The organism is Micromonospora sp. WMMD737 (genome assembly GCF_049179055.1).
In the GTDB taxonomy this organism is placed as follows: Bacteria; Actinomycetota; Actinomycetes; order Mycobacteriales; family Micromonosporaceae; genus Micromonospora; species Micromonospora reichwaldensis.
Map to the genome: position 1 here is coordinate 4666796 of NZ_JBMHMH010000001.1, position 23871 is coordinate 4690666.

The 23871-nt window shown below is 69.6% G+C and carries 22 protein-coding genes and 1 pseudogene; 10 read left to right on the forward strand and 13 right to left on the reverse strand.

Annotated features, from left to right (window positions below):
- Window positions 1-115 precede the first annotated feature (115 nt).
- Entirely contained in the window at window positions 116-880 is a 765-nt protein-coding gene (locus tag ACN27A_RS20450; RefSeq protein ID WP_421455842.1) for a DUF2306 domain-containing protein, read from the forward strand.
- Here ACN27A_RS20450 and ACN27A_RS20455 read toward each other — a convergent pair.
- Entirely contained in the window at window positions 858-1301 is a 444-nt protein-coding gene (locus ACN27A_RS20455; protein ID WP_421455846.1) for a pyridoxamine 5'-phosphate oxidase family protein, read from the reverse strand. The two genes, ACN27A_RS20450 and ACN27A_RS20455, sit on opposite strands and share 23 nt — an antisense overlap.
- A 239-nt stretch (window positions 1302-1540) precedes the next feature.
- On the opposite strand from ACN27A_RS20455, the gene ACN27A_RS20460 reads away from it, so the two are divergent.
- Window positions 1541-3409: an ABC transporter ATP-binding protein gene (locus ACN27A_RS20460; protein ID WP_421455849.1), complete on the forward strand. Its 1869-nt coding sequence runs from the start codon at window positions 1541-1543 to the stop codon at window positions 3407-3409.
- 101 nt (window positions 3410-3510) lie between these two features.
- On the opposite strand, the gene ACN27A_RS20465 is transcribed toward ACN27A_RS20460, so the two are convergent.
- Both ACN27A_RS20465 and ACN27A_RS20470 read right to left on the reverse strand, forming a co-directional pair.
- Window positions 3511-4743 carry a trypsin-like serine peptidase gene (locus ACN27A_RS20465; RefSeq protein WP_357578447.1) on the reverse strand — a complete coding sequence of 411 codons (1233 nt, stop codon included), beginning with the start codon at window positions 4741-4743 and terminating at the stop codon, window positions 3511-3513.
- A gap of 239 nt (window positions 4744-4982) precedes the next feature.
- On the reverse strand, window positions 4983-6662 hold the full coding sequence (locus ACN27A_RS20470; protein WP_421455852.1) for a cellulose-binding protein: 1680 nt from the start codon (window positions 6660-6662) through the stop codon (window positions 4983-4985).
- Window positions 6663-7086: 424 nt separating this feature from the next.
- Here ACN27A_RS20470 and ACN27A_RS20475 point away from each other — a divergent pair, with 424 nt between their 5' ends.
- Window positions 7087-7311 carry a hypothetical protein gene (locus ACN27A_RS20475; protein WP_421455855.1) on the forward strand — a complete coding sequence of 75 codons (225 nt, stop codon included), beginning with the start codon at window positions 7087-7089 and terminating at the stop codon, window positions 7309-7311.
- A gap of 34 nt (window positions 7312-7345) precedes the next feature.
- Here ACN27A_RS20475 and ACN27A_RS20480 read toward each other — a convergent pair whose 3' ends face one another.
- The 3 genes from ACN27A_RS20480 to ACN27A_RS20490 all read right to left on the reverse strand — a co-directional run bounded on the left by ACN27A_RS20480 (window position 7346) and on the right by ACN27A_RS20490 (window position 9175).
- Entirely contained in the window at window positions 7346-7981 is a 636-nt protein-coding gene (locus ACN27A_RS20480; RefSeq protein ID WP_421458538.1) for an HAD family hydrolase, read from the reverse strand.
- Between the two features lie 5 nt (window positions 7982-7986).
- Window positions 7987-8742: a DeoR/GlpR family DNA-binding transcription regulator gene (locus ACN27A_RS20485; protein ID WP_421455857.1), complete on the reverse strand. Its 756-nt coding sequence runs from the start codon at window positions 8740-8742 to the stop codon at window positions 7987-7989.
- A 259-nt stretch (window positions 8743-9001) separates the two neighbouring features.
- Window positions 9002-9175 (reverse strand): hypothetical protein, encoded by a 174-nt coding sequence (locus ACN27A_RS20490; protein ID WP_192581334.1) that lies wholly within the window; start codon window positions 9173-9175, stop codon window positions 9002-9004.
- A 365-nt stretch (window positions 9176-9540) separates the two neighbouring features.
- On the opposite strand from ACN27A_RS20490, the gene ACN27A_RS20495 reads away from it, so the two are divergent.
- Window positions 9541-10716 (forward strand): MFS transporter, encoded by a 1176-nt coding sequence (locus ACN27A_RS20495; protein ID WP_421458540.1) that lies wholly within the window; start codon window positions 9541-9543, stop codon window positions 10714-10716.
- A 4-nt stretch (window positions 10717-10720) separates the two neighbouring features.
- Here ACN27A_RS20495 and ACN27A_RS20500 read toward each other — a convergent pair whose 3' ends face one another.
- The 3 genes from ACN27A_RS20500 to ACN27A_RS20510 are packed head-to-tail and all read right to left on the reverse strand — an operon-like array spanning window position 10721 to window position 13553.
- Window positions 10721-11962 (reverse strand): MFS transporter, encoded by a 1242-nt coding sequence (locus ACN27A_RS20500; protein WP_421455860.1) that lies wholly within the window; start codon window positions 11960-11962, stop codon window positions 10721-10723.
- Between the two features lie 8 nt (window positions 11963-11970).
- Window positions 11971-12309 (reverse strand): hypothetical protein, encoded by a 339-nt coding sequence (locus ACN27A_RS20505; protein WP_421455863.1) that lies wholly within the window; start codon window positions 12307-12309, stop codon window positions 11971-11973.
- A 32-nt stretch (window positions 12310-12341) separates the two neighbouring features.
- Complete coding sequence (locus ACN27A_RS20510; protein WP_421455865.1) at window positions 12342-13553, reverse strand: YcaO-like family protein; 1212 nt, start codon at window positions 13551-13553, stop codon at window positions 12342-12344.
- A gap of 427 nt (window positions 13554-13980) precedes the next feature.
- On the opposite strand from ACN27A_RS20510, the gene ACN27A_RS20515 reads away from it, so the two are divergent.
- Window positions 13981-15231 (forward strand): S8 family serine peptidase, encoded by a 1251-nt coding sequence (locus ACN27A_RS20515; RefSeq protein ID WP_421455868.1) that lies wholly within the window; start codon window positions 13981-13983, stop codon window positions 15229-15231.
- 261 nt (window positions 15232-15492) lie between these two features.
- On the opposite strand, the gene ACN27A_RS20520 is transcribed toward ACN27A_RS20515, so the two are convergent.
- Window positions 15493-15825, reverse strand: coding sequence for a YrhB domain-containing protein (locus tag ACN27A_RS20520; RefSeq protein ID WP_421455871.1), 333 nt, complete (start codon window positions 15823-15825; stop codon window positions 15493-15495).
- A gap of 265 nt (window positions 15826-16090) precedes the next feature.
- Here ACN27A_RS20520 and ACN27A_RS20525 point away from each other — a divergent pair, with 265 nt between their 5' ends.
- The 3 genes and pseudogenes from ACN27A_RS20525 to ACN27A_RS20535 all read left to right on the forward strand — a co-directional run.
- The gene (locus ACN27A_RS20525; RefSeq protein WP_421455874.1) at window positions 16091-17146 is read left to right on the forward strand and encodes a hypothetical protein; all 1056 of its coding nucleotides are present in this window, start codon (window positions 16091-16093) and stop codon (window positions 17144-17146) included.
- 277 nt (window positions 17147-17423) lie between these two features.
- On the forward strand, window positions 17424-17633 hold the full coding sequence (locus ACN27A_RS20530; RefSeq protein ID WP_421455877.1) for a hypothetical protein: 210 nt from the start codon (window positions 17424-17426) through the stop codon (window positions 17631-17633).
- A 26-nt stretch (window positions 17634-17659) separates the two neighbouring features.
- Window positions 17660-17985: pseudogene (locus ACN27A_RS20535) on the forward strand (tyrosine-type recombinase/integrase); the annotation flags it as partial.
- 404 nt (window positions 17986-18389) lie between these two features.
- Here the strand turns inward: ACN27A_RS20535 and ACN27A_RS20540 are convergent.
- Window positions 18390-18884, reverse strand: coding sequence for a hypothetical protein (locus tag ACN27A_RS20540; protein ID WP_421455880.1), 495 nt, complete (start codon window positions 18882-18884; stop codon window positions 18390-18392).
- 206 nt (window positions 18885-19090) lie between these two features.
- Between ACN27A_RS20540 and ACN27A_RS20545 the strand changes: the two genes are divergently transcribed.
- Complete coding sequence (locus ACN27A_RS20545; protein ID WP_421455883.1) at window positions 19091-19825, forward strand: bZIP transcription factor; 735 nt, start codon at window positions 19091-19093, stop codon at window positions 19823-19825.
- A 289-nt stretch (window positions 19826-20114) separates the two neighbouring features.
- Here the strand turns inward: ACN27A_RS20545 and ACN27A_RS20550 are convergent, their stop codons facing one another.
- Window positions 20115-21002, reverse strand: a complete 888-nt coding sequence (locus tag ACN27A_RS20550) for a hypothetical protein (protein WP_421455885.1) — start codon at window positions 21000-21002, stop codon at window positions 20115-20117.
- 180 nt (window positions 21003-21182) lie between these two features.
- Here ACN27A_RS20550 and ACN27A_RS20555 point away from each other — a divergent pair, with 180 nt between their 5' ends.
- Complete coding sequence (locus ACN27A_RS20555) at window positions 21183-21599, forward strand: hypothetical protein (protein ID WP_421455888.1); 417 nt, start codon at window positions 21183-21185, stop codon at window positions 21597-21599.
- Between the two features lie 370 nt (window positions 21600-21969).
- Here the strand turns inward: ACN27A_RS20555 and ACN27A_RS20560 are convergent, their stop codons facing one another.
- Window positions 21970-23829 carry an N-6 DNA methylase gene (locus ACN27A_RS20560; RefSeq protein ID WP_421455891.1) on the reverse strand — a complete coding sequence of 620 codons (1860 nt, stop codon included), beginning with the start codon at window positions 23827-23829 and terminating at the stop codon, window positions 21970-21972.
- Window positions 23830-23871: the final 42 nt, after the last annotated feature.

Consider the following 23871-nt stretch of genomic DNA (forward strand, 5'->3'; position numbering starts at 1 on the left):
GCGAGTGGAGCACGTTGAAAGAAATATGCCGGGTTGTCGGACTCTAGGTTGAAAAGGCACACGGGGTCGAAGCAGACCGCCGCGCGAAGCGCCCGGACCTGGGAGGTACACCACCGTGACCCAGTATGTGGAGGAGGCCGGCCGCCCGGCCCGGCAGGACGAGGAGTCCCGGCGGCCGACGGGCAGGACGGGGGCCGGCGGGTCGTCCGGACCGTGGTGGCGGCGGCCGTGGATCGTGCCGCTGGTGGCGCTCGTCGCCGGGTTCCTGCTGTTCGTCCTGCCGCCGTACCTGCGCCTCGACCCGACCCAGGCGCGCGTGATCCTCAACGAGGGGTTCACCGCGCACTACTCCGTCCTGGTGGTGCACATCCTCTTCGGCACCATCGCGCTGGTGACGTTGTGCCTCCAGGTCTGGCCGTGGCTGCGGCTGCGCTATCCCGCGGTGCACCGGACCAGCGGCCGGCTGTACGTGTTCGCCGGCGCCCTCCCGGCCGCCCTGCTGGGGCTCGCCCTCATGCCGTTCGCCGCGATACCGAACGGGCTGCTCGGCAGCGCCCTGGCGTCCGTGGGATGGATCGTCACGACCGTGCTCGGTTTCCGCGCCGCCCGGCGGCGTCGCTACGCCGAGCATCGCAAGTGGATGGTTTACAGCTTCGCGTTCGCGCTGCAGACCGTGTGGGGGCGGGTGATCTTCCTGGTGAGCGCGGCGACCGGATGGTCCCTCAATCCGATCGTGGCCGCCGAGGTGAACGGATGGGGCAGCACGCTGGTGAACGTGGCCATCGCGTACTGGTGGCTGCGCCGCACCGCCCGCCCGTCCCGGCTGCGCGTTCAGTCCACGCGTCCGGCCGACGCGCTCACTCGAACCGCCACCGGGTAGCGGCGAAGCCGGATTCCTTGTCCATGCCGACGACCTTGGCGGGAGCCACCCGGTAGACGAGGTACGGCGACGGGCCGATCCCGTCGCCGTCGATCCCACCGTCGACCGGGGTCACCTCCCAGCCGTACTTCTCCCCGTACGCCTCGGCGACGCGCTTCAGCGACGCCGGGTCGGTGATCCGCGACGCCGTGCCCTCGACGGACAGGTCCAGCTCGGGGCTGCCGACGGTGAGGACGCAGTGCGGGTTGGTGGCCAGGTTGTCGACCTTGTGGGCGGACTCGCTGGAGCAGAAGTACATGGCGTCGTCGTCGAGCCACATGGCCAGCAGCGGCACGGCGTGCGGTCGGCCGTCCGGGCGGACGGTGGACAGGAAGAACTCGCCCGCCTCGGTCAGCCGTTCATGCGCCTTCGACCAGGGCATCGGCTTGGCGCCTTCGCTGGCAAAGGACGGTTCCGCGACCGGTTCACGGTTCCCCATGGGTTCCCCTTCGGACGACAGCGTGATGGAAACAGCACGCACAGTATCCCAACTCGGGCGCGACCGCGACCGGACGGACCGCCCGGCCCGGGGTGTCAGGCGGGCATCGCCCGCGCCGGAGGCGTCCAACCAGGACGGAATCCGCTTGACCTCAACCTCGCTGCAGGTCCTAGGTTCGCGGCATGAGCATGGAAGTCACCGCGTGGATGTCCCTGCACCACGCGATGCATCAGCGTGACCAGCGGCCCTTCTCCAAGGCGACCCTGAGGCGGATCGGCGGCTTCGCCCGCCCGCACCGCCGCCTGCTCGCGTGGTTCCTGGCAGGCAGCGTCGTGGCTGCGGTGCTGACCGTCGCCGCACCGGTGCTGGCCGGGCGGGTGGTCGACGCGATCGTCTCCGGCACCGACACGGCGACGGTGGTGCGGCTGGCCGTGGCGATCGCCCTGATCGCGCTCGCCGAGGCCGGGCTGGGGCTGCTCACCCGCTACCAGTCGGCGCGGATCGGCGAGGGCCTGATCCTCGACCTGCGGACCGCCGTCTTCGACCACGTGCAGCGGATGCCCGTCGCGTTCTTCACCCGGACCCGCACCGGCGCCCTGGTCTCGCGCCTCAACAACGACGTGATCGGGGCGCAGCAGGCGTTCAGCGACACGCTCTCGGGCGTGGTCGGCAACGCCGTGACGCTGCTGCTGACGCTCGCGGTGATGCTGACCTTCTCCTGGCAGATCACCCTGCTGGCGCTGGTGCTGCTGCCGATCTTCGTGCTGCCCGCGCGGCGGATGGGCCGGAAGCTCGCCCGGCTCGAACGGGAGGCGGCCGACCTCAACGCGGCGATGAGCACCCGGATGACCGAGAAGTTCTCGGCGCCCGGTGCCACCCTGGTGAAGCTCTACGGGCGGCCGGCGGAGGAGTCCGCCGAGTTCGCCGCCCGCGCGCGGCGCGTGCGCGACATCGGCGTGCGTACCGCCATGTTGCAGACCGTCTTCATCACGGCCCTCACGGTGGTCGGTTCCCTCGCGCTGGCCCTGGTGTACGGCCTGGGCGGCGTGTACGCCATCGGCGGGCAGCTCGACGCCGGCGCGGTCGTCGCGCTCGCCCTGCTGCTGTCGCGCCTGTACGCGCCGCTGACCTCGCTCGCCAGCGCGCGGGTGGAGATCATGAGCGCGCTGGTCAGCTTCGAGCGGGTCTTCGAGATCCTGGACCTCAAGCCGATGATCGAGGACAAGCCGGACGCCCGACCGCTGCCCGACGGGCCGGTGGCGGTGGAGTTCGACGACGTCCGCTTCGGGTACCCGTCGGCCGAGAAGGTCTCCCTGGCCTCGCTGGAGGACGTGGCGAAGCTCGACACCCGCGGCGGCGAGGAGGTGCTGCACGGGATCTCGTTCCGTGCCGAGCCCGGACAGATGGTCGCCCTGGTCGGCTCGTCGGGCGCGGGCAAGTCCACCATCGCGCAACTGCTGCCGCGCCTGTACGACGTGGAGGACGGCGCCGTCCGGCTCGCCGGGCGCGACGTCCGCGACCTGACCGGCGACTCGGTCCGGGACGCCCTCGGGGTGGTCACCCAGGACGGTCACCTGCTGCACGACACGATCCGCGCCAACCTGCTCTACGCCCGACCGGACGCCAACGAGAACGACCTGTGGGACGTGCTGCGGCGCGCGCGGCTGGCCGACCTGATCCGCTCGCTGCCGGACGGTCTGGAGACGGTCGTGGGCGAGCGGGGGTACCGCCTCTCCGGCGGCGAACGGCAGCGGCTCACCATCGCCCGGCTGCTGCTCTCCCGACCGCGCGTGGTGATCCTCGACGAGGCCACCGCACACCTCGACTCGACGTCCGAGGCGGCGGTGCAGGCGGCACTGGGTGAGGCGTTGACCGGGCGGACCAGCGTGGTCATCGCGCACCGGCTCTCCACGATCCGCTCCGCCGACCAGATCCTGGTGCTCGAACAGGGCCAGATCGTGGAACGCGGCCGGCATCCCGACCTGCTGGCCCGGGGCGGCCGGTACGCCGAGCTGTACCGCACCCAGTTCGATCAACCGGTGCCGGCCTGACGTGTCCCCGTGGTCGCGCGACTGGCGCGTGCCGGGGCGATGAGCGCGCGGACGGGCCGCCGGGGTCGTGTCGCGCCCCGACGGCCCGCCGTCAGTCGTCGTCAGCCGTTGTTGTCGATCAGGCTGGCGATCTGGTTGTAGATCAGGTGCGCCTTCGCGCCCTGGTTCGACGGGCAGCCGCCGAGGTGGTGCAGGGCGATCACCCGGTGGCTGGAGTTCAGCACCGGCGAGCCCGAGTTGCCGCCGGAGGTGTCGCAGCTGTAGCTGATGTTCGAGGCGTTGTAGTTCGCGTTCTTCACGGTGCAGTTCGCACCGTTCTGGGTGTCCTCGAAGATCGACAGTCGCTTCGGGCTGCCGTCACCGTGCCCCGGGATGTACATCCGCGTGCCGGTGGTGGTGGCGGTCGTCGCCAGGTACAGCGTGCCGAAGCTCTGGATGCTGGTGAAGTTGTTCACCGAGTACAGGGCGTAGTCCAGCTCGCTGGAGCCGCCGCTGCTCACCTTGTAGAGGGTCGCCCCGCTCACCTTGGTGCCGGCGCCGGGGTTCGAGCCGCCGCAGGTGGCGCACTGGTAGTTGAACTGCATCTCGCTGCCGGTGACGGCGGCCTGCGTGGAGAAGCAGTGCTTGTTGGTCAGCATGCGGTTGGTGTTGCCGACCCGCCAGGTGGTGCACATCCCGCCGCCGCTGATCAGCAGCCGCGCCACGGCCCTGCCGCGGGCGTACTCGGTGGGGTGGCTGTTCTGGTAGCAGACCACGTCGCGGCGGGCGTCGGTGCTGCAGACGGACTGCGTGGAGAAGTTGTGCTGCGCGATCTCCGCGCGGTCGTAGCCGCGCCAGAACCGGTCGATGGTCGCGACGTTGCCACGGGAGGCGCGGCTGCTGTGCATCGTCACCACCGCGGTGTCGCCCTCCACCGACATCGCCCAGAAGCCCGGCTGTCCGTCGGTGGTGTAGTCCGCGCCGGTCGCCCGGTTCAGGTAGCGGTCGTACCGGTAGCTCTCCCGGCCGTCGGGGCTCGCCACGGTGACGTAGTCGCCGTGGGCCAGTCGCAGCGCGCTGAAGTGCACCTTGACGTACGACGCGCCGGGGTGCCGGATGACCTGCGTACGGGCGTCGCCGGCCGAGGAGAGCGTGCCGGTGACGGTACGGAGTTCACCGACCGTGGTGACGCCCTCCGCCGAGAACTGCTCCGATTCGGGTGCCCGTTCGGATTGCGGCGCGAGGGGTTGCACCGAGTACGCCTCGGCGGCGGGTGCCGACATCAGACTCAGCCCGAGTGTGCAGGCGCCCAGCGCGACCGCCGCCGTTCGTAGGCGGCGCATGGCATGTTTCATCGTCGCTCCTCCCGAGGAACCAGCACCCAGACGTGCTTGCAGCCTTCATACACGAGTCGATGGAGGCATGTAAACATATCGATGCCTACCTACCGGCACGGTGCCGTCGGTCGCGCCGGCGGGTTCCTGGCGGGGACCACCCGCACCACACACTTCCCCGGCCGAGCCCGGCGACGGCCGGCCGCACCGGACGGAACGCCGGCGCCACCGCTGCGGTGACGCCGGCGTCGTACCTTTCGTTACGGCGTGACGACCCTGCCGCCGAAGGTCACCACGAGGCGACCGTCGGACGCGAAGGACCAGCCCAAAGCGCCGGAGTACTGGGCGCACCGGGATCCGTTGGTGCCGGACCAGAACTGGTTCGAGCTGTCGGAGTTACCGATGATCTTGTCGTTCGAGCCGCCGTCGCACGAGGTGTTGTTCCGGAACACCGAGGAGCCGCCGTCGAAGGTGAAGTTGCGCTCAGCGTTGCCGATGCTGGCGTTGTTCGACACCTGCATCGTGCCCAGGTTGCGGTTGTAGGTGAATCCGTGCTTGCCGTTGTCGTAGGCGATGTTGCCCCGGACGATGTGGTTCACCCCGATGTCCTCGCCGCCGAGCTTGTAGCCGTTGCGGTCGCCGGCACCGGCCTGGCCGCCGTTGCTGAGGGTGCCGTTGTCGTAGGCGAGGGAGGACTCGATGGTCACCGCGCCGATGGCCCCGGTGTCGCTCTTCGTGTAGAGGTCGTAGCCGTCGTCGATGTTGTTGTGGGCCACGGTGTAGCGGAAGACGTTGCCGGGGCCGACGGTGAGCTTCGGGGCGAACCCGTCGGCGTCCTCACCGTCGGAGTCGACGTTGTCGTGCGAGACGGTGCTGACCACGAGGTTGTTGGAGGGCCACTGGTCGCGGGGCGCGTTGGCCACCAGCCGCGAGAGCTGGAGCCCCGAGTCCCGGTTGTGGCGGGTCACCGTACGCTCGATGATGTTGTTGTTGCCGGCGAGCAGGATGCCGTTGTCCCCGGCCCGCTCCACGACGATGCCGCGGATGTGCCAGTACGATCCGCCCAACGCGAGGCCACGGTTCGCCGGGTCCTCGCTCTGGGCCGAGAAGTTCAGGATCGGGGTCTCGCCCGGGTAGGCGAAGATGTTCTTGCGCGCGCTCGACGTGCCGTTGTTGCCCTGGCCGATGGTGATGGTCTGCGAGTAGCGGTAGGTGCCGCCGCGCAGGTAGATCGTGCCGCCGGCGGTGATCCGGGTGATCGCGGAGGTGAGCGTCGTCGGGTTCGCCTCCGTGCCGGACGCGCTGTCGGTGCCGGTCGGCGCCACGTACAGCGTGCCGCTCGACGGCGGGGGCGTGGTCGGCGGGGGCGTGGTCGGCGGCGGGGTGGTGGGCGGCGGCGTGGTCGGCGGCGGAGTCGTCGGCGGCGGGGTGGTCCCGCCCGAGGCGTACGTCTCGAACTCGGCGACCCTCGGCGTACCGGTCGAGCCGGTGATCTCGAAGTTGATCTTGCGCAGCGACGTGGCGGCGAAGTTGATGACCCCGGCCCCGTTGCCGCTGGCCAGGGTGGCGCCGGTGTCGTTGTTGACGACCCGCCAGGAGCCGATGACCCCGACGGCGCCGGCCGCCTCCCGGATGTTGATCGAGGCCACCGTGGTGGCGGTGTCCCACTTGATCGAGATGCGGCCGGTCGAGCCGGTCGGCGACCAGTAGGTGCTCATGTTGCCGTCGAGCACGTTGCCGTAGCTGGTGCCGCTGGCCTTGCTGGAGCCGTCGGAGCCGGCTCCGAGGCTGAGGTTTGTCGCGTTGACGCCGACCGATGCGGGACTGGGGCCGCCAGTCGCACCGGACGCCTGGGTCATCGGCAGCGCCGCGGCGAGCGCGGCTGCGGCAGCCACGGCGGTGCCGCCGGCAAGAAGCTTGTGTCGCACTGTGGTTCGCACTGTTGGACTCCTCAGGAGTGAGCACGGTGCGGGGCACTGCCTGCACAGCCCGACACCGCATGCGGCTTCGTGTCCGTACCCTCAGCCCGGCCAGGGATCGAAACATCGATGAAACACAGGCTAGGAAAGCGCTTGCCTGTGAAGCAAGTGCGGAGACGTGCAGGTTTGTTGCATACGGCAGCGCGCTGTCCGCGTCGCCGGCGCCCTTGGCGGCTACAGGCATGGCCGTTGGCAACGGGCTGCGGCCCGACGACGGAACGGTTCCCCGGGGTGGCGCGTGGCTCCGGTCGCCTTGTGGCGCCGGTTTGCCGCGATAGGCGAAGGGGCAGGAGTGAGGCACAAGCGCCGGAGTCATCGCGAGCGATCTCCTGGCGCTGCGGCCCCCCGTTCGACCCGCTGACGCGGCCCCGGGATGGAGGATGGGATGACGAATCAGCCGACGCCGGACGCCGGCGGCCCCTACAGCAAGAACGTGATGCGGGCGCTGGCGGCAGCCTCCGGGATCCTGGCGGTGATCGTGTTGGTATGGGGAGTCTTGCGGATGGCCGGGGGCGACTCCCGCGGCACCACGATGGCAGCCATCGGTGCGGTGCTGATTCTCGTCCTGGCCGTCGGCATCCCCTACGGCATGCGCCGCGGACGGATGTAGCGGCAGACGCATCAGCCCAGCATCGTCCGGCCTGCTAGGGCATGGCGTCGGACCATGACCACCCCGGTTGCACCCGGCTGATCGCCCGGGCCGCCCCGGCAGGCCCGGTGAACTGGTGGGTGTGCATGCCGAGGCGTTCGGCGGCGTGGATGTTGACGGTGGTGTCGTCGATGAAGAGCACGCTGCCGGGTGGCACGCCGAGCCTGTCGCAGCACCAGAGGAAGGCCGCGGGCTCCGGCTTGGCGTGGCCGATGCGGGAGGAGAACGCGACGAGTTCGAAGTGCCGCAGCCACTGGGCGTGGTGGTGTTCGTAGTGGCTGGCGAGTTCCTCGGGGATGTTGGAGAGCAGGGCCAGGCGTACGCCTGCGGCGGCGGCCCGCTCGATCAGCCGGATCATGTCGGTGTCGACGCTGGCCCAGCTGGCGACGTCCGCGGCGATCAGCGCGGTGATCCGGTCGTCGTCGAAGGTGGTGCCGAGTTCGGCACCGACCTGGCGCCAGTACCCGGGGCCGGCGACCTGCCCCCTGTCGTACGGCGGGCGTAGCCGCCAGTAGACGTCCCAGAAGGTCGCGGCGGGGGCGCCCGCGACCGCCTCGAGCGCGCGTTTGTCCGGTGCGGACTGGTGGCAGGCGATGACGCCGAACAGATCGAACAGGATGACGTCGGGCATGACGGTCACGCCCTGTGGATGATCGTGCCGGCGGCGACGAGTGCGTTCGCGTCGTCCTCGGCCACGTCGTCGGTGGTGACGACCATGCTGATCGCGGACACGGGCGCGACGAACGCCAGGGCCGTGCGTGCGAACTTGGCGGGGTCGGCGACCACGATGACGCGGTGGGCCGAGGCGATGATCGCCCGTTTCATGGCGGCGTCGGCGAGGTCGTAGGCGGTCAGCCCGTCGGCGGTCAGGCCGCAACAGCCGAGGATCGCGGTGTCGAAACGCAGCGCGGCCAGGGACGCCTCGGCGAGCGGTCCGGTGAGAGCGAGCTCGTCACGACGGGGCTCACCGCCGGGCAGCAGTAGCCGCAGCTGAGGCGCACCGGTCAGGGCGTTGGCCGCGTGCATCGAGAGCGGCATGACGGTGAGCCGACGCGGGACGAGCAGCCGGGCGACCTCCAGGCAGGTGGTACCGCTGTCGACGACGACCGCTTCACCGTCGGCGATCAGATCGGCGACGGCCGCGGCGATCCGGCGCTTGGCGTCCTGGCCCTCGTGCGAGCGCACGGCGAACGGTGGCGCCTCGCCACGGAGGGTGAGGCTGCGGGCGCCCCCGCGGTAACGCTCAAGCATCCCCTGGTCGGCGAGCTGCTCCAGGTCCCGCCGAACGGTCATCTCGGAGGTGCCGGTCAGCTCGGCGAGCTGGGGGACGCCGAGCTGACCGGCCTGCTGCACCGCGTCGAGGATCCGCCGATGGCGGTCGCTGATCGTCATGCCCTGATTGAACATCACCACGCAGGCGTAGACAACACATCGAACACCTCAGCCGCGTGTTGCGTTCGGAGTCATGTGCGAAAACCCGTGCGCGCCCGGTCCTATCGCTGCGGAGCGCATCTGATGTGGCGCCGAAGCGGCTCGCCACGCGCCACCGTGACCGTCGCCGATCCGCGGCGGTCGTCAGAGCGGTATCAGGCCGCAGCGATGGACGAGCACAATCTCCCGCGTCCCGGTGGCCTCCGGCCCGCGCAGCCGATCAGGCCGGTTCGCGGACCCCGCCGGACTGGTCACCGTCGTCCGGAAGCGGTTCGGCGGGTGCTTCCGGCAGCTCGTCGGGCGTATCGGGAAGTAGTTGCGCCGCGTCGTCGGGCACCGGCTCCCGGGGATCGAGCGGCGGATACAACTCCGGGTCGAGATCAGGGTTGGTCATCGACCAAGTATCGGCCGCGACGGCCGTCGCCGCCCGTCGGCCGCCCGTCGGCCGCCCGTCGGCCGCCCAGCGGGCGTACGCGGCACAGAGCGGCACCGGCCAACGACGGCCTGCGACGAGGGTCGCCGGAGCGGCCACCCGAGACCTGCCCTGCTTCCCTGCCGCCACCCGCTGCGGATAATGCCGACGTGCGTTCGGACGTGGGTCGTGGGGATGACGCCGCTGGGGTGGATGCCGCTGGCGGCGCCGCAGGCGAGCGGACGGTGGTCCGCGGCCCGCTGCGGTCCCGGGCAGGTGTGGCCGCAGGCAACGGCTCGGCGTGGCGGGTCGTCGTCGGGTTCGGCGTGGTGAGCCTGGCCGCCGACATGGTGTACGAAGGTGCCCGCTCCGTGTACGGGCCGCTGCTGGCCTCACTGGGCGCCTCCGCTGTCGTCGTCGGGCTGGTCACCGGCGCCGGCGAGGCGGCGGCACTGCTGCTGCGGCTGGTGTCCGGGCCGCTTGCGGACCGGACCCGCCGGTACTGGTCGTTGACCCTCCTCGGGTACGGGCTGACCGCGGTCTGCGTACCGCTGCTCGCCTTCACGCCGCTGTTGGGCGGCGCGGGTCTGGCCGTCGCCGCCGCGTTGATCCTCGCCGAACGGCTGGGCAAGGCGGTCCGCAGTCCGGCCAAGTCGGCGCTGTTGGCCGACGCCGCCAGCCGCGTCGGGTTGGGTCGAGGGCTGGGCGTGCACAAGGCACTCGACCAGGTCGGCGCTTTCGCCGGTCCGCTGCTCGTCGCCGCGGTCGTCGCGATGGCCGCGGGGGCCCTCTGGCCGGCGCTGGCCGTCCTTGCCCTGCCAGGCGTCGTCGCGATGCTGTTGCTGCTCGCCGTCCGGGCGCGTACCGACATGCCGGCCGCGAGCACCGCACCGGCCGGCGGCACCCCCTCGGCGTCATCCGACCCGCAGGCCACCCGGGCGGCGCGGCGGGCGCCGTTGCCGGCGATGTTCCACTGGTTCGCGGCGGCGATGGCGCTGTGCACAGCCGGCCTGGTGACCTTCGGGCTGATCGGCTTCCACCTCGTCCGCGCGGGCGTCGTCGCGACCGCGACGGTGCCGCTGATGTACGCGGCCGCGATGGCCGCCGGTGCGCTCGCCGCCCTCCTCACCGGCGCTCTCTACGACCGGACCGGCCCACGGGTGCTGATCGCGCTCCCGGCACTTATCGCCGCCGTGCCCGCCCTGCTGTTCGCCGGTGGTCTGCCGCTGGCAGCGGCGGGGGTCCTGCTGTGGGGTGCCGCCGTGGGTGTGCAGGACTCCACCGTCAAGGCGCTCGTCGCCGATCTCGTGCCTCGGGACCGCAGAGCGACCGCGTACGGGGTGTTCGCCGCGGTGCAGGGCGCAGGGGCACTGGCCGGCGGTGCCGCAGCCGGATTCCTGTACGAGCTGTCGCCGGCGAGTCTGACGACTGCGGTGGCCGTCACGCAGGTCATCGCCCTGGTCGTGCTCGTGGGCGTCCTGACGAGGCTGACCACGCGGGGACCCGGTGGACGCGCGGGGTGAGGGGCTAGTCGACCGCGATGCGCAGGCCACGCACCGGTGAGGCGACGACCAGGGCGAGGCTGAGCACGACGGGCACAGCCAGCATCAGGTACGCGACCCGGACCCCGTAGGTGTCCGCGGCCAGTCCGCCGATCAGGGCGCCGAACGGAGTGCCACCCCAGGCCAGCATGCGTCCGGTGGTGTTGACGCGGCCCTGCAACGCATCGGGGGTGAGCAGCTGGCGCACGGTGATGCCGTTCGCGTTCACGGTCAGGCGCGCGACGGCCCAGATCGCCCATCCGGCCAGCGCCAGGGTGAACGCCGAGGTGCCGGCCAGGCCGATGAGGGCCGCGACGAAGATGACGAGCCCCGCGATGGACACCGTTCCCTGGCCGGCCCGACGGCTGGCCCGGGGCAGGAGGACGGCGGCGATCAGCGAGCCGACCGCGGCGGCCGCGTAGAGCAGACCCAGGCGCTGGTCCTCCGGACTCAGGCCGAGAGCCTGGTCGGCGTGGACGACCAGCAGACCCAGCACGCCGCCGGCGGCGACGTTGAGGCCGAAGCCCGCGGCGGTCAGCGTACGCAGGACCGGCGTTCGCCAGAGGTAGTGCACTCCTTCGAGGATCTCGGCCCGCAGCCGGCGGGCCACTGTCGGCCCCGGATCCGACCTGGTCCGGATCTGGGCGAGCAGCGCGGCGGACACCAGATAGGTGGCGGCGTCGACGGCCAGCACCAGGGTGGGGTCGGCGATCGCGGCCAGCAGTCCGGCGGCGGCCGGCGCGGCGATCTCCAGCACGATCTCGGTGGACCAGATGAGGCTGTTCGCCCGGGTGACCCCCGGCTTGCCGACGATGCGGACGAAGGTGCCCCAGGCCGCGGCGTCGAACCAGCAGAAGCCGCAGCCCACGCCGAACGCCACGACGAGCAGGTACCAGGAGGCCAGCGCGTCGAACAGCGCGGCGACCGGCACGGTGGCGAGCAGGAGGGCACAGCACACGTCGGCGGTGATCATCATGCGCTTGCGCGGCAGGCGGTCCGCGGCGGCGCCGGCGAAGAGCCCGAACAACAGGTACGGCAGGGCTTCGAGGCCGACCACCGCCGCCGTCAGCGTCGGGGAGGCGCTCGTACGGTAGACCAGCAGCGGCAGGGCGACGGCGCTCGCGGCGGTCCCGGCGACCGAGATCGATCGGGCGACGTACCAGAGGGAGAAGTCGCGGTGGAACAGCCGGCGTCCCTCGACGCCGGCTGCCTCGGTGCGCTGTGTCACGGCCTGCTTCAGGCGAGCAGGGCCAGTTGCCGATCGTCGATGCTGGTCAGCGCGAGGTGCAGGTCCGCCGCCAGATCGTCGGCGAGGCGAGCCGTCGACGCGCCGTCCTCGTCGCCCGGGTGGAAGCACGAGGTGCCGCCGCCACCGCCGGGCCAGACGCTACGGACCATCGGCTCGTCGGCGGGGTGGAAGCACAGGGTGCCGCCCGGGGGAGACTGACGAGCCGTCAGCTCACCGTTCTCGTCGGCGGGGTGGAAGCACAGAGTGCCGCCCCCCGGGGAAGGATGGCGAGCCATCAGCTCACCGTCCTCGTCGCCGGTACGGAAGCAGGAGTCGCCAGCAGACATGGTGTCCCTCATCTCGTTCGAACTGGATCTGGTCAAGTGACCGTCGCCCTATCCGGCGACGGCCACAGGTGCCACCCCCGCCCGGTCGGGATGACGGGCACCCCGTGCCGCACCAGGCTGAAGCGCTCCAGCCCCGGGGCGATCGTGGTGGCCACCGCGATCGGTGAGCCGACTGGCGCGACCTCGCACACGTGGTAGCCGATGCCGTGCCGGGCCAGCGCCCGCCCGACGTGCTCCAGCCCCCAACCCGGGCTGCCGTCGCCGGCCATGTCCGCGCGTAGCGGCACCGCCCGCACGGGGCCGGAGAGCAGCTCGTCGAGTGGCATCAGGGCACACCGTTGCAGTGCCGGCCAGGCCGCCAGGCGCTGGACTGCGGGCGGGTCGGCGGTGGATGCGAGCGCACAGATCTGGATCAGCTCGCCGAGGGCACGCGACGCGGCGTCGGAGGCCCAGAGCGACGCGCCGGCCCCGAGCCGGGTCGGCCCGCCGCCGGCCGCCGGGCTGACCGCCACGTACACCGGCACGTCCAGGTCCGTCGTGATGTCGAGCAGGTGTACGGGTGCGCCGGCCGCCCGTACGGCATCCGCGTGCAGCGAACGCAGTCCGTCCGGCAGCTCGCCGACGGGTACGAGGTCGACGTCCGGGACTCCGGCGACGTACCAGCGCAGCAGCGCCTGACCGAGCCCGTCGTGTTCGATCAGCTCGCAGAGGCCGTGGTAGACGGCCTCTGCCAGGTCGACGCCGGCGGCGGTGCCCAGGCTGGACGAGTACCGCAGCAGGCTGCGGTACGGCCGGACGTCGTCACCCGCCACCGGCCACCGGTAGTAGCGCGGATCGGTGAGGAACGTGGGATAACGGACCCCGCCGTAGGAGGCACACGCCGCGACGGAGTCCGGAAACTCCGCCGCCCACCGCTGCACGACCAGGTCGGGCTCCAGGGCGGACTGCCCGGCCACGACGCTCGCCGGCACCAGCCTGGTGGCGTCCGCGGTCCATCGTCGGTTCTCCCGGGCTGACATGAGACAGCGCTCCAGGGCCTCGAAGTACGCGCTCGCCTCGCCCTGAGGACCCGCGCCCTTTCCCGCACCGACGGCGACCCGTGCTCCGTCCCGGAACAGCGTGACGCGCATGGTCGGCGACGCGGCCGGGCCGAGGACCGTCGCCCGCGCCGTGAGCCCGAGCCGGTCGATCTCCGCGGAGGCCGTCGCGAGGGCGCACTCGGCGGGCACGGATCGGAACGACACCGCAGCCTCCCCCGGGACCATCCACCGGCCCGGACTGTGTCAACTAACAGCTTCGATGTCAACGGCCGGCAGCGGAATCGTCGGTGGCCGTCGCCCATCACCCACGTATGTCGGCCGGCTTGGCTGCACGGATGGCTGTGCGGCCGTCAGTCCTCGCGGTCGCTTCCGGCGTGGCCGCGCCCGGGACGAGGCTGCCCGCGGCCCCGCAGGCAGCAGCAGCCGCAGTCGAGGCCCCGGAAGCAGCGCTGATACATCAAGGCAGAACTCTTTCCACTCCACGCGCAAAAAGACCTCCATCGATTGAGTTCGTGATTTCACGATGGATTTCTGCCATATACCGACTGTACGATCCGGCAAAACCGTTCGGACCATTCAATCGGCGCGTCGTACGCCCGCCGGAATGGCCGGAACAAAGGGAGGCTGGGAGATGAGGCTCCACCGCCACACGATCTTCGCGCGCGAGCGTCGAGCCGGAACGGCCGCCATGGCCACGCTCGTCACCACGGTCCTGCTCCTCACCGTGGCTGCCGGACCGGCCACTGCGACACCCGCCACCGAGGCGCGGTCCGGGGCGACCGGCGAGATCCTCGGCGCCGGCAACGCCACCCACGTGCCCGGCAGCTACGTGGTCACCCTCAAGGACAGCGGCGGTACGGTCGCCGATCGGCAGGCCGGTGTGTCCCGCCTCGCCGACCGGTACGGCTTCCGCCCGGACCAGGTCTGGCGCGACGCGCTGAACGGCTTCTCCGTGCGGACCTCCGAGCCGGTGGCCCGCCGGCTGGCCGCCAACCCGGCGGTGGCGGTCGTGGAGGAGGACCGTCTGACCAGCCTGGCCACCACCCAGACGAACGCGCCGTGGAACCTCGACCGGATCGACGCACCGCTGGGACTCAGTGGCACCTACAACTTCACCAGTGTCGGGACCGGCGTCCGGGCGTACATCGTGGACAGCGGGATCCAGATCGGCCATGCCGACTTCGGCGGCCAGGCGGTGTACGGCTACGACGCCGTCGACGGCACGCTCCCGGCCAACGACTGCAGCGGGCACGGCACCCACGTCGCCGGCACCGTCGGCGGAACGACCTACGGGGCGGCCAAGAACGTCGTGCCGGTCGCGGTCAAGGTGTTCGACTGCGCCCTGCCGAGCACGCTGTCAATGTTGATCAACGGGATCAACTGGATGATCGCCAACCACCTCGCCGGGCAGCCGGCCGTGGCGAACATCGGCGTGCTGACCAGCCCCACCGTCGCGCTCAACACCGCGGTGACGAACGCGGTCGCCGACGGCATCACGGTAACGGTTCCGGCCGGCAACTCGAACGTGAGCGCCTGCACCGTCTCACCCGCTTCGGTGCCGGCCGCGCTGACCGTGGGCGCGACGTTGACGAACGACAACCGGGCGAGCTGGTCGAACTTCGGCCCCTGCCTGGACATCTTCGCTCCAGGCGATCGCATCACGTCGGCCTGGTGGAACTCGATCAACGCGACCCAGACGATCAGCGGCACCTCGCATGCCGCACCGCTCGTCGCCGGCGTCGCCGCTCGGGTGCTCAGTAACAACCCGACCTGGACCCCGGCCCAGGTGGCCAGCTACCTGTTCAGCGTCGCCAACCCGGTCGTGATCAACCCGGGGGCCGGCTCGCCCAACCGTCTCCTGCACCTGTCCCCGGCGCTCTGACTTCAAATCCTGGGACACTCCGTCCCAGCCTGCAAAGCGACCAAGGCCGCGACCCGCGTTTCCGCTGGTCAAGGCCTTGGTCGTGAAATGCGCCCGAAGGGACTCGAACCCCTAACCTTCTGAGCCGTAGCTCCGGGCGGTACAGCTCCATACGGCTGCCCACGCCGCTAGCAAGGTTGCTAGTCACCGCACGAGATCGGTTGCGGGTGGGCTGGTTGCTGTACTTCATTGTTGTACGAGCAGGGGTCTGAACCCCTGCATCTAGAGCTGCGGTGTGGAGCCCGGCGAGCAACAGAGTTCGCACGTGTGCCGTCCGTCCGCGAACTCGGCGAGGTAATACTCCGTCGACCGGGCGGTTCCGGTCACATGAGGCTGCCCCGTGTTCCAGTCGACGAGGATCGGAGCATTACCCGCGACAGAGTCGAGGAAGGAGCCGGTCTGGACATACCGGACGGACTGGTAGTAGAAGATCCAACAGCCGGGACGTTCCTCCACGTGCGTAATCGCAAGCGGGGGCACAGCAGGGTCCGAGGACATCGCCCGAAGCGCCTCTTCCGCCGCGCTCCGGGCCGCTTGCTGGTTGATCACTCGCACATCATGCCCGTCGTCGCGCAGTCGTGATGGCCCTGCCCTGCAAAGATCAAGACTGCTGTCGGCCGGCGTCTGTCCCTGCCGCTGACCTGCTCGCCTTGTAAGCCTCCAGTCGGCCCCTGATCGCGCCTGTCGGCTGGCTTGGCTGTACCAACGGCTATACAGCCAACTCCTGCGTGGAACCCGAAACCGGACGAAACGGGGCCGTGGCAGTTGCCGTTATCCAGTACCGTCCGGGCGGCAAACTACTCACAGCACGGGGGGACCCTTGACGAATTCCTTCAGCACCCGTCAGATGCTCGCCTGGACCGCCCCGCTGGCGCTGGCGCTGACCGCGCTCGCCCCGACCCTGCCAGCCCAGGCCGCGCCGAAGCCCACGCCCACCGTCACCACCGGCCCGGTCGACAAGGACCTCAACGGCGACGGGGTGCCGGACCTGGTCGCCATCGGCGGTCCGGGCACTGGCCTCGGCTCCGGCGTCTGGTCGGCACTCGGTGTGAAGTCCCATAAGACCGGCGTCGGCACCGGCCAAGTGCAAACCCCAGCCAGCAACATTGGCCTGCGCGGCACCGGCGTCACCGAATACAACGCCCCGACCGACTTTGACGGTGCCCAGGTCATCACCGGACGCTTCACCGGCGTCGACCGCCAGGACTTCCTGTACTACTTTCCGACCGGAAATTCAGCCGGCGTCGGCGGCGTCATCCGCGGCGCGGGGGACGGCACGATGACCAACCCGGCGCTCAGCGGCAACCAGTTCACGATCGGATACGACAATTTGATCGACGCCAACGGCAACAGCCCTTTGCAGCTGGTGAACGCGTTCCAGGCTGATGGCGTCGACACCGGCATCCCGGACCTGCTCGGCATCGCCGGTGACGCCACCAACGGCTACCGGCTCGGCTACCACCCCAACTACTTCGCGCCGGGCCTCTACTACGGCGTCACCGGCCTGACCAACCCCACGCCGACCGGCGGGACCGACTGGCAGAACTGGAGCCTCGCCAGCACCGAGACCACCTCAGGGATCGCGCTCTTCCTGCGCAACGCCGGCACCGGTGACCTGTACCTGTGGACCGGAGTCACCATGGTCGACAACGGCGACGGCACCGGCACGCTGACCCACACCCAGTACCAGGTAGCGGCGAACTGGAACACCGGCGTCGCGATCAGAACGTTGCAGGCCGTTGATATCAATGCCGACGGCACCCCGGACCTGTGGACCGTACTGACGGACGGCACCTACCGGGCGTACCTGATCTCCGGCCTGTCCAACAGTGGCACCGCGACGGTCACCACCACCCGCGCCCGACAGCTGGCCTAACCTCCTGGCAACCCATCGGACCATCCGCCTGGAAATCGGAAGGTCGGCGGTTCGACCCCACCCCTGGCCACATAGCCTCCCGCCGGGCTAAAGAGGTTCCCACCTGCGGAAACGCCGGTGGGGATCTTCTTTTATGCCCTCCTGGCGCATCGATCGGCGTTGCCCGGGGTTGACCGCCCTTGACCGCTCATCGCCGCCGGCTATCGCACGTAGATCGCACGCCCTCCTGGCTACTCAGTGACAGTCAGTTATGGCATGGCTGCATACCATCGATGGCATGACGACGGTGGTGGTGATCCTCGTGGTACTCGTGGCGCTGTCTATCGGGGCGTTCGTCCTCGTGGGCTGGCGAGACAGACAGCGGCTCTCCTCATCCGAGGAGTCGGCTGCTGTCCGCGACGCGCGAGCTGACCAAGAGCGGTATGCGGCAGAGCGTCATGGAGAACAGGGCGAGGTATGGCGTCGCGGCCAAAGTCAGAGCATGTAAACGACGCCGCCCGCTCCTGTGCGGAGCGGAAGGCGGCCGGTGAGGTGTGGCTGAAGTCGCGCTCGTCTTCACGACCCGTTACGGCACGCCGATCGAGCCCCGGAACTCCAACAGGGCGTGGGAAGCGCGGGTGCATCGCTACGGTCTGCGGCGGATCACTCCTCACGGCGCCCGGCGCACCTGTGCCAGCATCCTGGCCGATCTCGACGTGCACCCTCGGGTGGCGATGCAGATCCTTCGGCACGCGGATTTCAAGGTCACGATGGAGATCTACACGCGGGTCAGTTCGAAGCAGACCCGCGCGGCGCTGAAGCGCCTGGGTGAGCGAATGGGCAGCGTGGAGTTGGCGTGACTGCTGCTGTACGGCACGGGAAAGGGGCCGTCTCGGTTTCCCGAAACGGCCCCTGACCTGCTGTGCGCCCGAAGGGACTCGAACCCCTAACCTTCTGATCCGTAGTCGGGAGGGTAACCAACCTTCCCCACCAAATACAAACTCTCATACCCCGTGCTGTTTTGCAAGCCCTTCGTCCACGCGGAGGGCTTTTCGTTTCGGCTGGTCCGCGCGCTGCAGCCAGCGGATCCGGAAGGACGGCAGTTGATGGCGATGCCGCAGTGCCGAACAAGCCGCGACTGTGCTGGTTCGGTGCCAAACATCCGAGCACCATCGGAGCACCACCCGATCCACGCCCTCGAACCCCCGCCCGGGTCTCAGTAGTTGCGTGGTGCCGAGGAGCCCGGGTTGAGACGGCGTCGACGTCAGCCCAGTCCTTGCGCCTCCGCTGGTATTAGGAGGGACACCGGAACGGACCGTCGGATGCTGAAGCGGGCGTCGTTCGAGAGAATCGCGGCCAACGATCGTGCGAGGTCTGGGTCCCGGTTCGCGAGTGCTGAGCAGGCGACGGCGGCCTCGCGGCGTACGGCGTGGTGGTCGTCCTTAACCAGTTCCTGCGCGAGCGCCGCCTCGATCTCAGGGTGGACAGCCATCAAGGCCGCTGCGGCTTGCCGCAGGGAAGCATCGCCGGACGACGCCAGATCTGCCCATCGCATCGGCGGAGGAAAGCCCCGCTCGGCGAGTCGGTAGGCGGCCTCTGCTGCAGCGAGGGAGTCTGCACGGCTCCCGGTGCGCAAAAGGGGGCGCGCTGCCTCCCACACCCTCCTCGCTACGTCCTCATCGACGGCTAGGCACGCTGCCGCGCGCACGGCCGCTCGTCGCAGGGACCCGGTCTGGTTGAACATCTGGAACGTGCCCAAGGGGTGGGTGAACCTGTCACCGACTTGATCGAACGGGCTGCGGGGGGAACTCACAGCCCACAGCCGACCTGAGCAAGCTCGACGGTATGAATCAAGAGACGGTCCGGCACCTGGCCGCATCGCTGCTGTCGGGCTTCTCGTGAGGCACTGCGCGCTAAAATCCGGCGTCGACCGATCTGGGTTGATCGTTGGACCGGGGGTTCCGGATGGTGGAAGATGACGGATCGCGGCTGGGCCGAGAGGGTCGCCCCGTGGCCTGGGATGGTTACTGCGGCGAGCCGGTCGCCTGGCTGTCGGTCGGCGAGCCCGTCGCTGGCACCTTGTACGGCGGCTCAGGCCCGATCGCCTACACCCATCTCCTGACCGTCGCGGAGGCCATCGGGGTGTACGGGCCGATCAGCGAGTGGGTCGTCGGTCCGCAGGGAGGATTCCGCCGGGTGTGTTTCGGAGAGACTGCATTCATCAGCGCCGAACTCGGCCGCGGCTTCGACGTCGGCACGCTGCCTGAGGGCGTTGTCACAGTCGAGGATCCGGACTTGGACTGGCCGTGCCCGCAGTGCGGTGCCACCCCGGGCGACCGCTGCAGCGGAGCGTCCAAGCACCGGGTCCGTCGCGCCCGCGGTGAGGAGTACCAGCGCCTCCAGAACGAGATGAGCCAGCTTCGGGACACCGTCGCGAATCTCCGCAGGCAGAACGAACGGCTCGACGAACAGGTGCATGCTCTGCGGCGCGAGCAACGCAAACGAGTACCGATCTGTAGTAGGCCTACCCGAGCCGGGCGACCGTGCCAGGCCGACGCGATCACCTATCCGACGCCGATCGAGTCGTGCCGTATCCACCTCACGCCCGAGGAGAAGACGATGATCGCCGCCGCCGAGGCTCAGCGGCGGGCCGAGTTCACGGCACGCCGCCAGGGGACTGAGCCCGAGCTACGGGCTTAACCTGGTCAAACGTGCCGCACTCTGGTGGAAGCGGACCGGTTCGCCTCGTCGTTACGTGACGGGTTTCTTCAAAGATGCCCAGGGAACGACCTGCCATCACCGGTGCCTCGGCCTCGGGCCGTCGCACACCGCGCACGTGCCCCACACCGCCGGCACTGGGCTTGCTGCCACCCCTGTCGGCCCAGCGCCGGATCGGGGATGCCGCCGGGCATTTAGTTCGTACCCCGCAACGAGCTTGTCAGGTGTCGTGCGGGTGCACCGAGCAGGAGAGACTGCGGCGGACGGCTGTCTACCAGTGGCGACGCCGGTAGACCTGGACTTCACGTACGGGCATCTCGGACCAGTGCAGTGGGCGATCAACGACGGGGCGGGCGAGGTAGGGGGTGATCCGGTCGCGTTCGTGTTCCTCCGCGAACTGCTCGGCTTGCGTGGTTTCGCCGGCGAGGTCGAGCGCTTTGATGAGCTCCACGACGAGTAGGTCGAGGCGGTGGTTCTCGGCTTCAGCGGCCGTAAGGCGTTCGTGGGCGGCGACGGCGCGGTGTCCGCACCATTGCCGCAGCAGCTCGTGTACGGGTCGAACGTGCCTGCGGTACCACTGGTACTCCCATTCCGGCCTGGACTCTTCGCCCTTGCGGAACGGGTGCGGGCCACCATGCTTGCACTTGTGTCGAGCCTCCACCTCCTCCTCGATCACGTGCTGCAGGATGGTGTGCGAGTGGGCGCGGCAGGCGACCTCCGCGATCACAACCGTGCCAGCGGGCGAAACGATCATGCCCTCGTCGGTGGTGAACCACTGGACCTTCGCGAGAATCTCCTCGACGGTCACCTGAAGGATTTCGGACAGCGCCACCCGATCCCTGATGATCGTCGCGTTCTCGACCGGACGCCAGTCCACCTCGGCCACCTGCTCCGGGATGAGAGCGGAGTAGACGGTAAGAACCGCGCTCCGCTCGACGGAGTCAAGCTCGAAATCTGTGATTCGTTGCCAGCCCGCTTGCTGGGCGTCGTAGGCTTCAACGTCCGCCCACCGGGCCTTCAGCCGGGATGACGGCACGGTCTGCACACGGTGGCCGTCGTCGGGGAACTCCACCTCGACACTCGCGGTGGTCTTCTTCGGTGTGACGGCCTTGATGCGTACGCGCTCCGAGGATGCCGTTCTCGAAGCCGGTACGCCCATTCATCGCCAACGACGTACCGCGATACATCGACCGCCACCTGAACCGCCCCTCGGATGCCGACCTGCCACAAGGCAGTGTGACCGGGTGTGCAGAACCACTCTGACATCGACCGATGGCCAACGCCTACCGGGATGATGAGGGCCTATGCCCGGGAGGGAACCGGTCGGTATATCTGACCGATGGTCGACATCGCCACGCCGCTGAAGCCGCACCAAGTCGAGGTGCTGCGCTGGGTAGAGGCTGGATGCCCCGACCCGGGTATGCCAGGCGATGGCGCGAAACACACCGTGAGGGCGTTGCAGGGCCGCCGCCTGGTCACGGTGTCACGTCGGGACGGCCGGTGGTCCGCGACCTTGACCGAGCGTGGCCGCTACTACCTCGACAACGGCCGGTACCAAGCGGTGACCAGCACGGCGACCAGTGACCTGTTGGAGAGTTCACCCACGCAGGCGACCTCTGGCGGAAAGGTCCGGCAGCCGACGGCGCAACCATCGGTGATCCAGGAAGCGACAGTGCTGATTGAGCGGCTTCCAGACCAGCGGCGGCACCGTGGTCGTGTCGGATCCGGACACCGACACCCGCGCGAGCTACTGTAAGATGCAAAACTCTTCCTTAATAGATATGCATCCAACTACGGTCAGAAGGCTAGAGATTCAAGCCCTTCACTCGCACCGTCGATCCGCTGCGCGCTGGTGCGATCGACCAGCTCAGCGAGGCCACACGGAGCCCTAGGCGTGGGTCACAGACGTGACTCACACGTGACTCACATGGACGCAGGGAAGATAGCCGTTCGGCTATCTTCCCTGCGTATCGCCCAGACCTGGAACGACAACCCGAAACCGTTCACCTGCTGGACCAAGGCCGCCGACGATATCCTCAATTCACTCACCGACTACCCTGCAAAGATCAATCCGCCAGCAACCAATCATGACACCTATATGAACTCGATATTTCAGGCGCAGGAAACTAGTCGCTCGTATCCCGCTGTGCGTGCCCGTTCCGAACCGTCACCAATCCCGCTATTAGTCCTGCGGCGAGCTGCCGTGCGAGTTCCTCGCTCAGCCGGGCGGCGGAACGAATCGCGTCCTCGAGCAGCTGCACCTGCCGGAAGGCCGTGCCCTGCCGCTGCTGTTCGTCGAGCGGGACCCAGGGCACCTGCGCCCGGCGCACATCGAACCGCTGCACACCAGAGAGGCTCACCGCCTGCCGCTCGTTAGCCGCGGTCCGCAGATGGCCGGCGAGGAACCAGGGGTCGAGTGCCTCCGGGTCACCCCGCAACAAGATCAAGCTTCGCCCGAGCAACTCACCACCGTCAACGATGACCCGGGCGGACAGTGCGGGCGCGGTCGTCGGCACGACGACGTCACCAGTCCGCACGACGATGCGTGGGGTGAACATCTCGCCGGCCCGGCCGGTGCCGGGCCGCCCGGCAATGACGTCGTCGCTGGTCAGCACCGGTTGGTCAGGCTCTGGCAGCCCGCCGGCCCGTACCGGCCCGAGTAGCTCCAGCTGCCCCGAGCGCACCAGATCGCTGATCGCCACCGCGGGCGTCGACTGAGGAGCTGCGGTGGGGTCGACCGCCGGCAGCAACGGCGGCAGGCTGGCTAGGAGGCCCTCCAGCCGATCGCGGTTCTGCCGCAGCGCTGCGACGGTGTCGAGGCTGGATTCGGCCGCCGCTACGTGTCGGCTAGGCGTAAGGTCCACCTCCTCGTCGAGCAGGTCGATGACCGAAGTCGTCGAGCCCAAGCCGCCGTCGCCGTCCACCGACGCCACAATTCGCTGGTACGCCTGGTCCAGCGGCTCGGTCGAGGCGTCGACCAGGCGGACCGTCGCCGTAGGTTGCGTGGTGCGCTGCAGCACCCACAGGTGCAGCCCGATGGCGTGCGGGGCGGCCGCTCCCGGTGGTAGCGCGATAATCGCTACCATAGTGCCTCGACGTAGCAGCTCAGCGCGGATTCGTCGGCCGGCACGCCGGCTCGCTGCCGCGGGCGGCATCAGCACAACGGCGCGGCCGCCGGGCTTGAGATGAGCGAGCGCGTGCTGCACCCAGGCCAGCTCGGGTTCGGTACGAGGTGGGACGCCGAATTCCCAGCGACGGTCGTAGCCGAGTTCCCCGTGGCCCCAGTTGGTCAGCCCGAATGGCGGGTTGGCCACGACCGCGTCGGCCTCGAGTCCTGCGAAGGCGTCCTGGCGCAGCGAGTCGCCGAGGCGGACCTCGCCGGGAAGTTCGTTAATCTCCACCAACAGCTGCGCTAGCCGGGTAGCCGCGGGGTCGTTGTCCTGCCCGTACACCGTGGTGGCCCCGGCCGCGGCCGCTGCGCGCAGCAGTCGACCGGTGCCGCAGGCTGGGTCGAGGACCGTGCCGCCCCGCACCCGCGCCAGCCGGGTTATCAGCTCACTGAGCGCCTCTGGCGTGGTGACCGTGCGCTTCCCTGGCAGGTCGGCAAAGCGTCGCCACAACGCCTCGAACGCGTTCCGGACGCCGTGCTTCGCGCTGAGCCCGGTCAGCTCCTCGCGCAGCGCCTCGAACGGGAGGGGTCGGTCGCCGCACAGGTGCTCGCCGGCTGCGGCCAGAGCCGCAGCCGGGTCACCGGCGGCGGCCAGCAGGTTGCGCCAGAGCCGGTCCTCGTCCGCGACCGCGGGCAGCTTGCCGTGCTCGGCCAGCCATCGCTCGATCTCCTCGAGGTCGAACTGAGGGCTTGCGGCGGTACCGCCGACCGGCACCGGGAAAGAGTCGTACCGCTTGCGCCAGTTGCTCACCGCTGCCCGACCAACACCGGTCAGGCGGGCGATGTCGGCGGCGGTGACTGTTGGTCTGTGCTGCACAAGGGGAATGTACAGTCTCAATGAAGACGTCATACGTGAACA

Coding starts and splice junctions, on each gene's coding strand:
- ACN27A_RS20495 (WP_421458540.1), top strand. CDS start 9,541: ATGGTGTACGAAGGTGCCCGCTCCGTGTACGGGCCGCTGCTGGCCTCA.
- ACN27A_RS20485 (WP_421455857.1), bottom strand. CDS start 8,742: ATGACGATCAGCGACCGCCATCGGCGGATCCTCGACGCGGTGCAGCAG.
- ACN27A_RS20455 (WP_421455846.1), bottom strand. CDS start 1,301: ATGCCCTGGTCGAAGGCGCATGAACGGCTGACCGAGGCGGGCGAGTTC.
- ACN27A_RS20530 (WP_421455877.1), top strand. CDS start 17,424: ATGACGACGGTGGTGGTGATCCTCGTGGTACTCGTGGCGCTGTCTATC.
- ACN27A_RS20465 (WP_357578447.1), bottom strand. CDS start 4,743: ATGAAACATGCCATGCGCCGCCTACGAACGGCGGCGGTCGCGCTGGGC.
- ACN27A_RS20545 (WP_421455883.1), top strand. CDS start 19,091: ATGGTGGAAGATGACGGATCGCGGCTGGGCCGAGAGGGTCGCCCCGTG.
- ACN27A_RS20475 (WP_421455855.1), top strand. CDS start 7,087: ATGACGAATCAGCCGACGCCGGACGCCGGCGGCCCCTACAGCAAGAAC.
- ACN27A_RS20505 (WP_421455863.1), bottom strand. CDS start 12,309: ATGTCTGCTGGCGACTCCTGCTTCCGTACCGGCGACGAGGACGGTGAG.
- ACN27A_RS20490 (WP_192581334.1), bottom strand. CDS start 9,175: ATGACCAACCCTGATCTCGACCCGGAGTTGTATCCGCCGCTCGATCCC.
- ACN27A_RS20550 (WP_421455885.1), bottom strand. CDS start 21,002: ATGGGCGTACCGGCTTCGAGAACGGCATCCTCGGAGCGCGTACGCATC.
- ACN27A_RS20555 (WP_421455888.1), top strand. CDS start 21,183: ATGGTCGACATCGCCACGCCGCTGAAGCCGCACCAAGTCGAGGTGCTG.
- ACN27A_RS20480 (WP_421458538.1), bottom strand. CDS start 7,981: ATGCCCGACGTCATCCTGTTCGATCTGTTCGGCGTCATCGCCTGCCAC.
- ACN27A_RS20460 (WP_421455849.1), top strand. CDS start 1,541: ATGAGCATGGAAGTCACCGCGTGGATGTCCCTGCACCACGCGATGCAT.
- ACN27A_RS20515 (WP_421455868.1), top strand. CDS start 13,981: ATGAGGCTCCACCGCCACACGATCTTCGCGCGCGAGCGTCGAGCCGGA.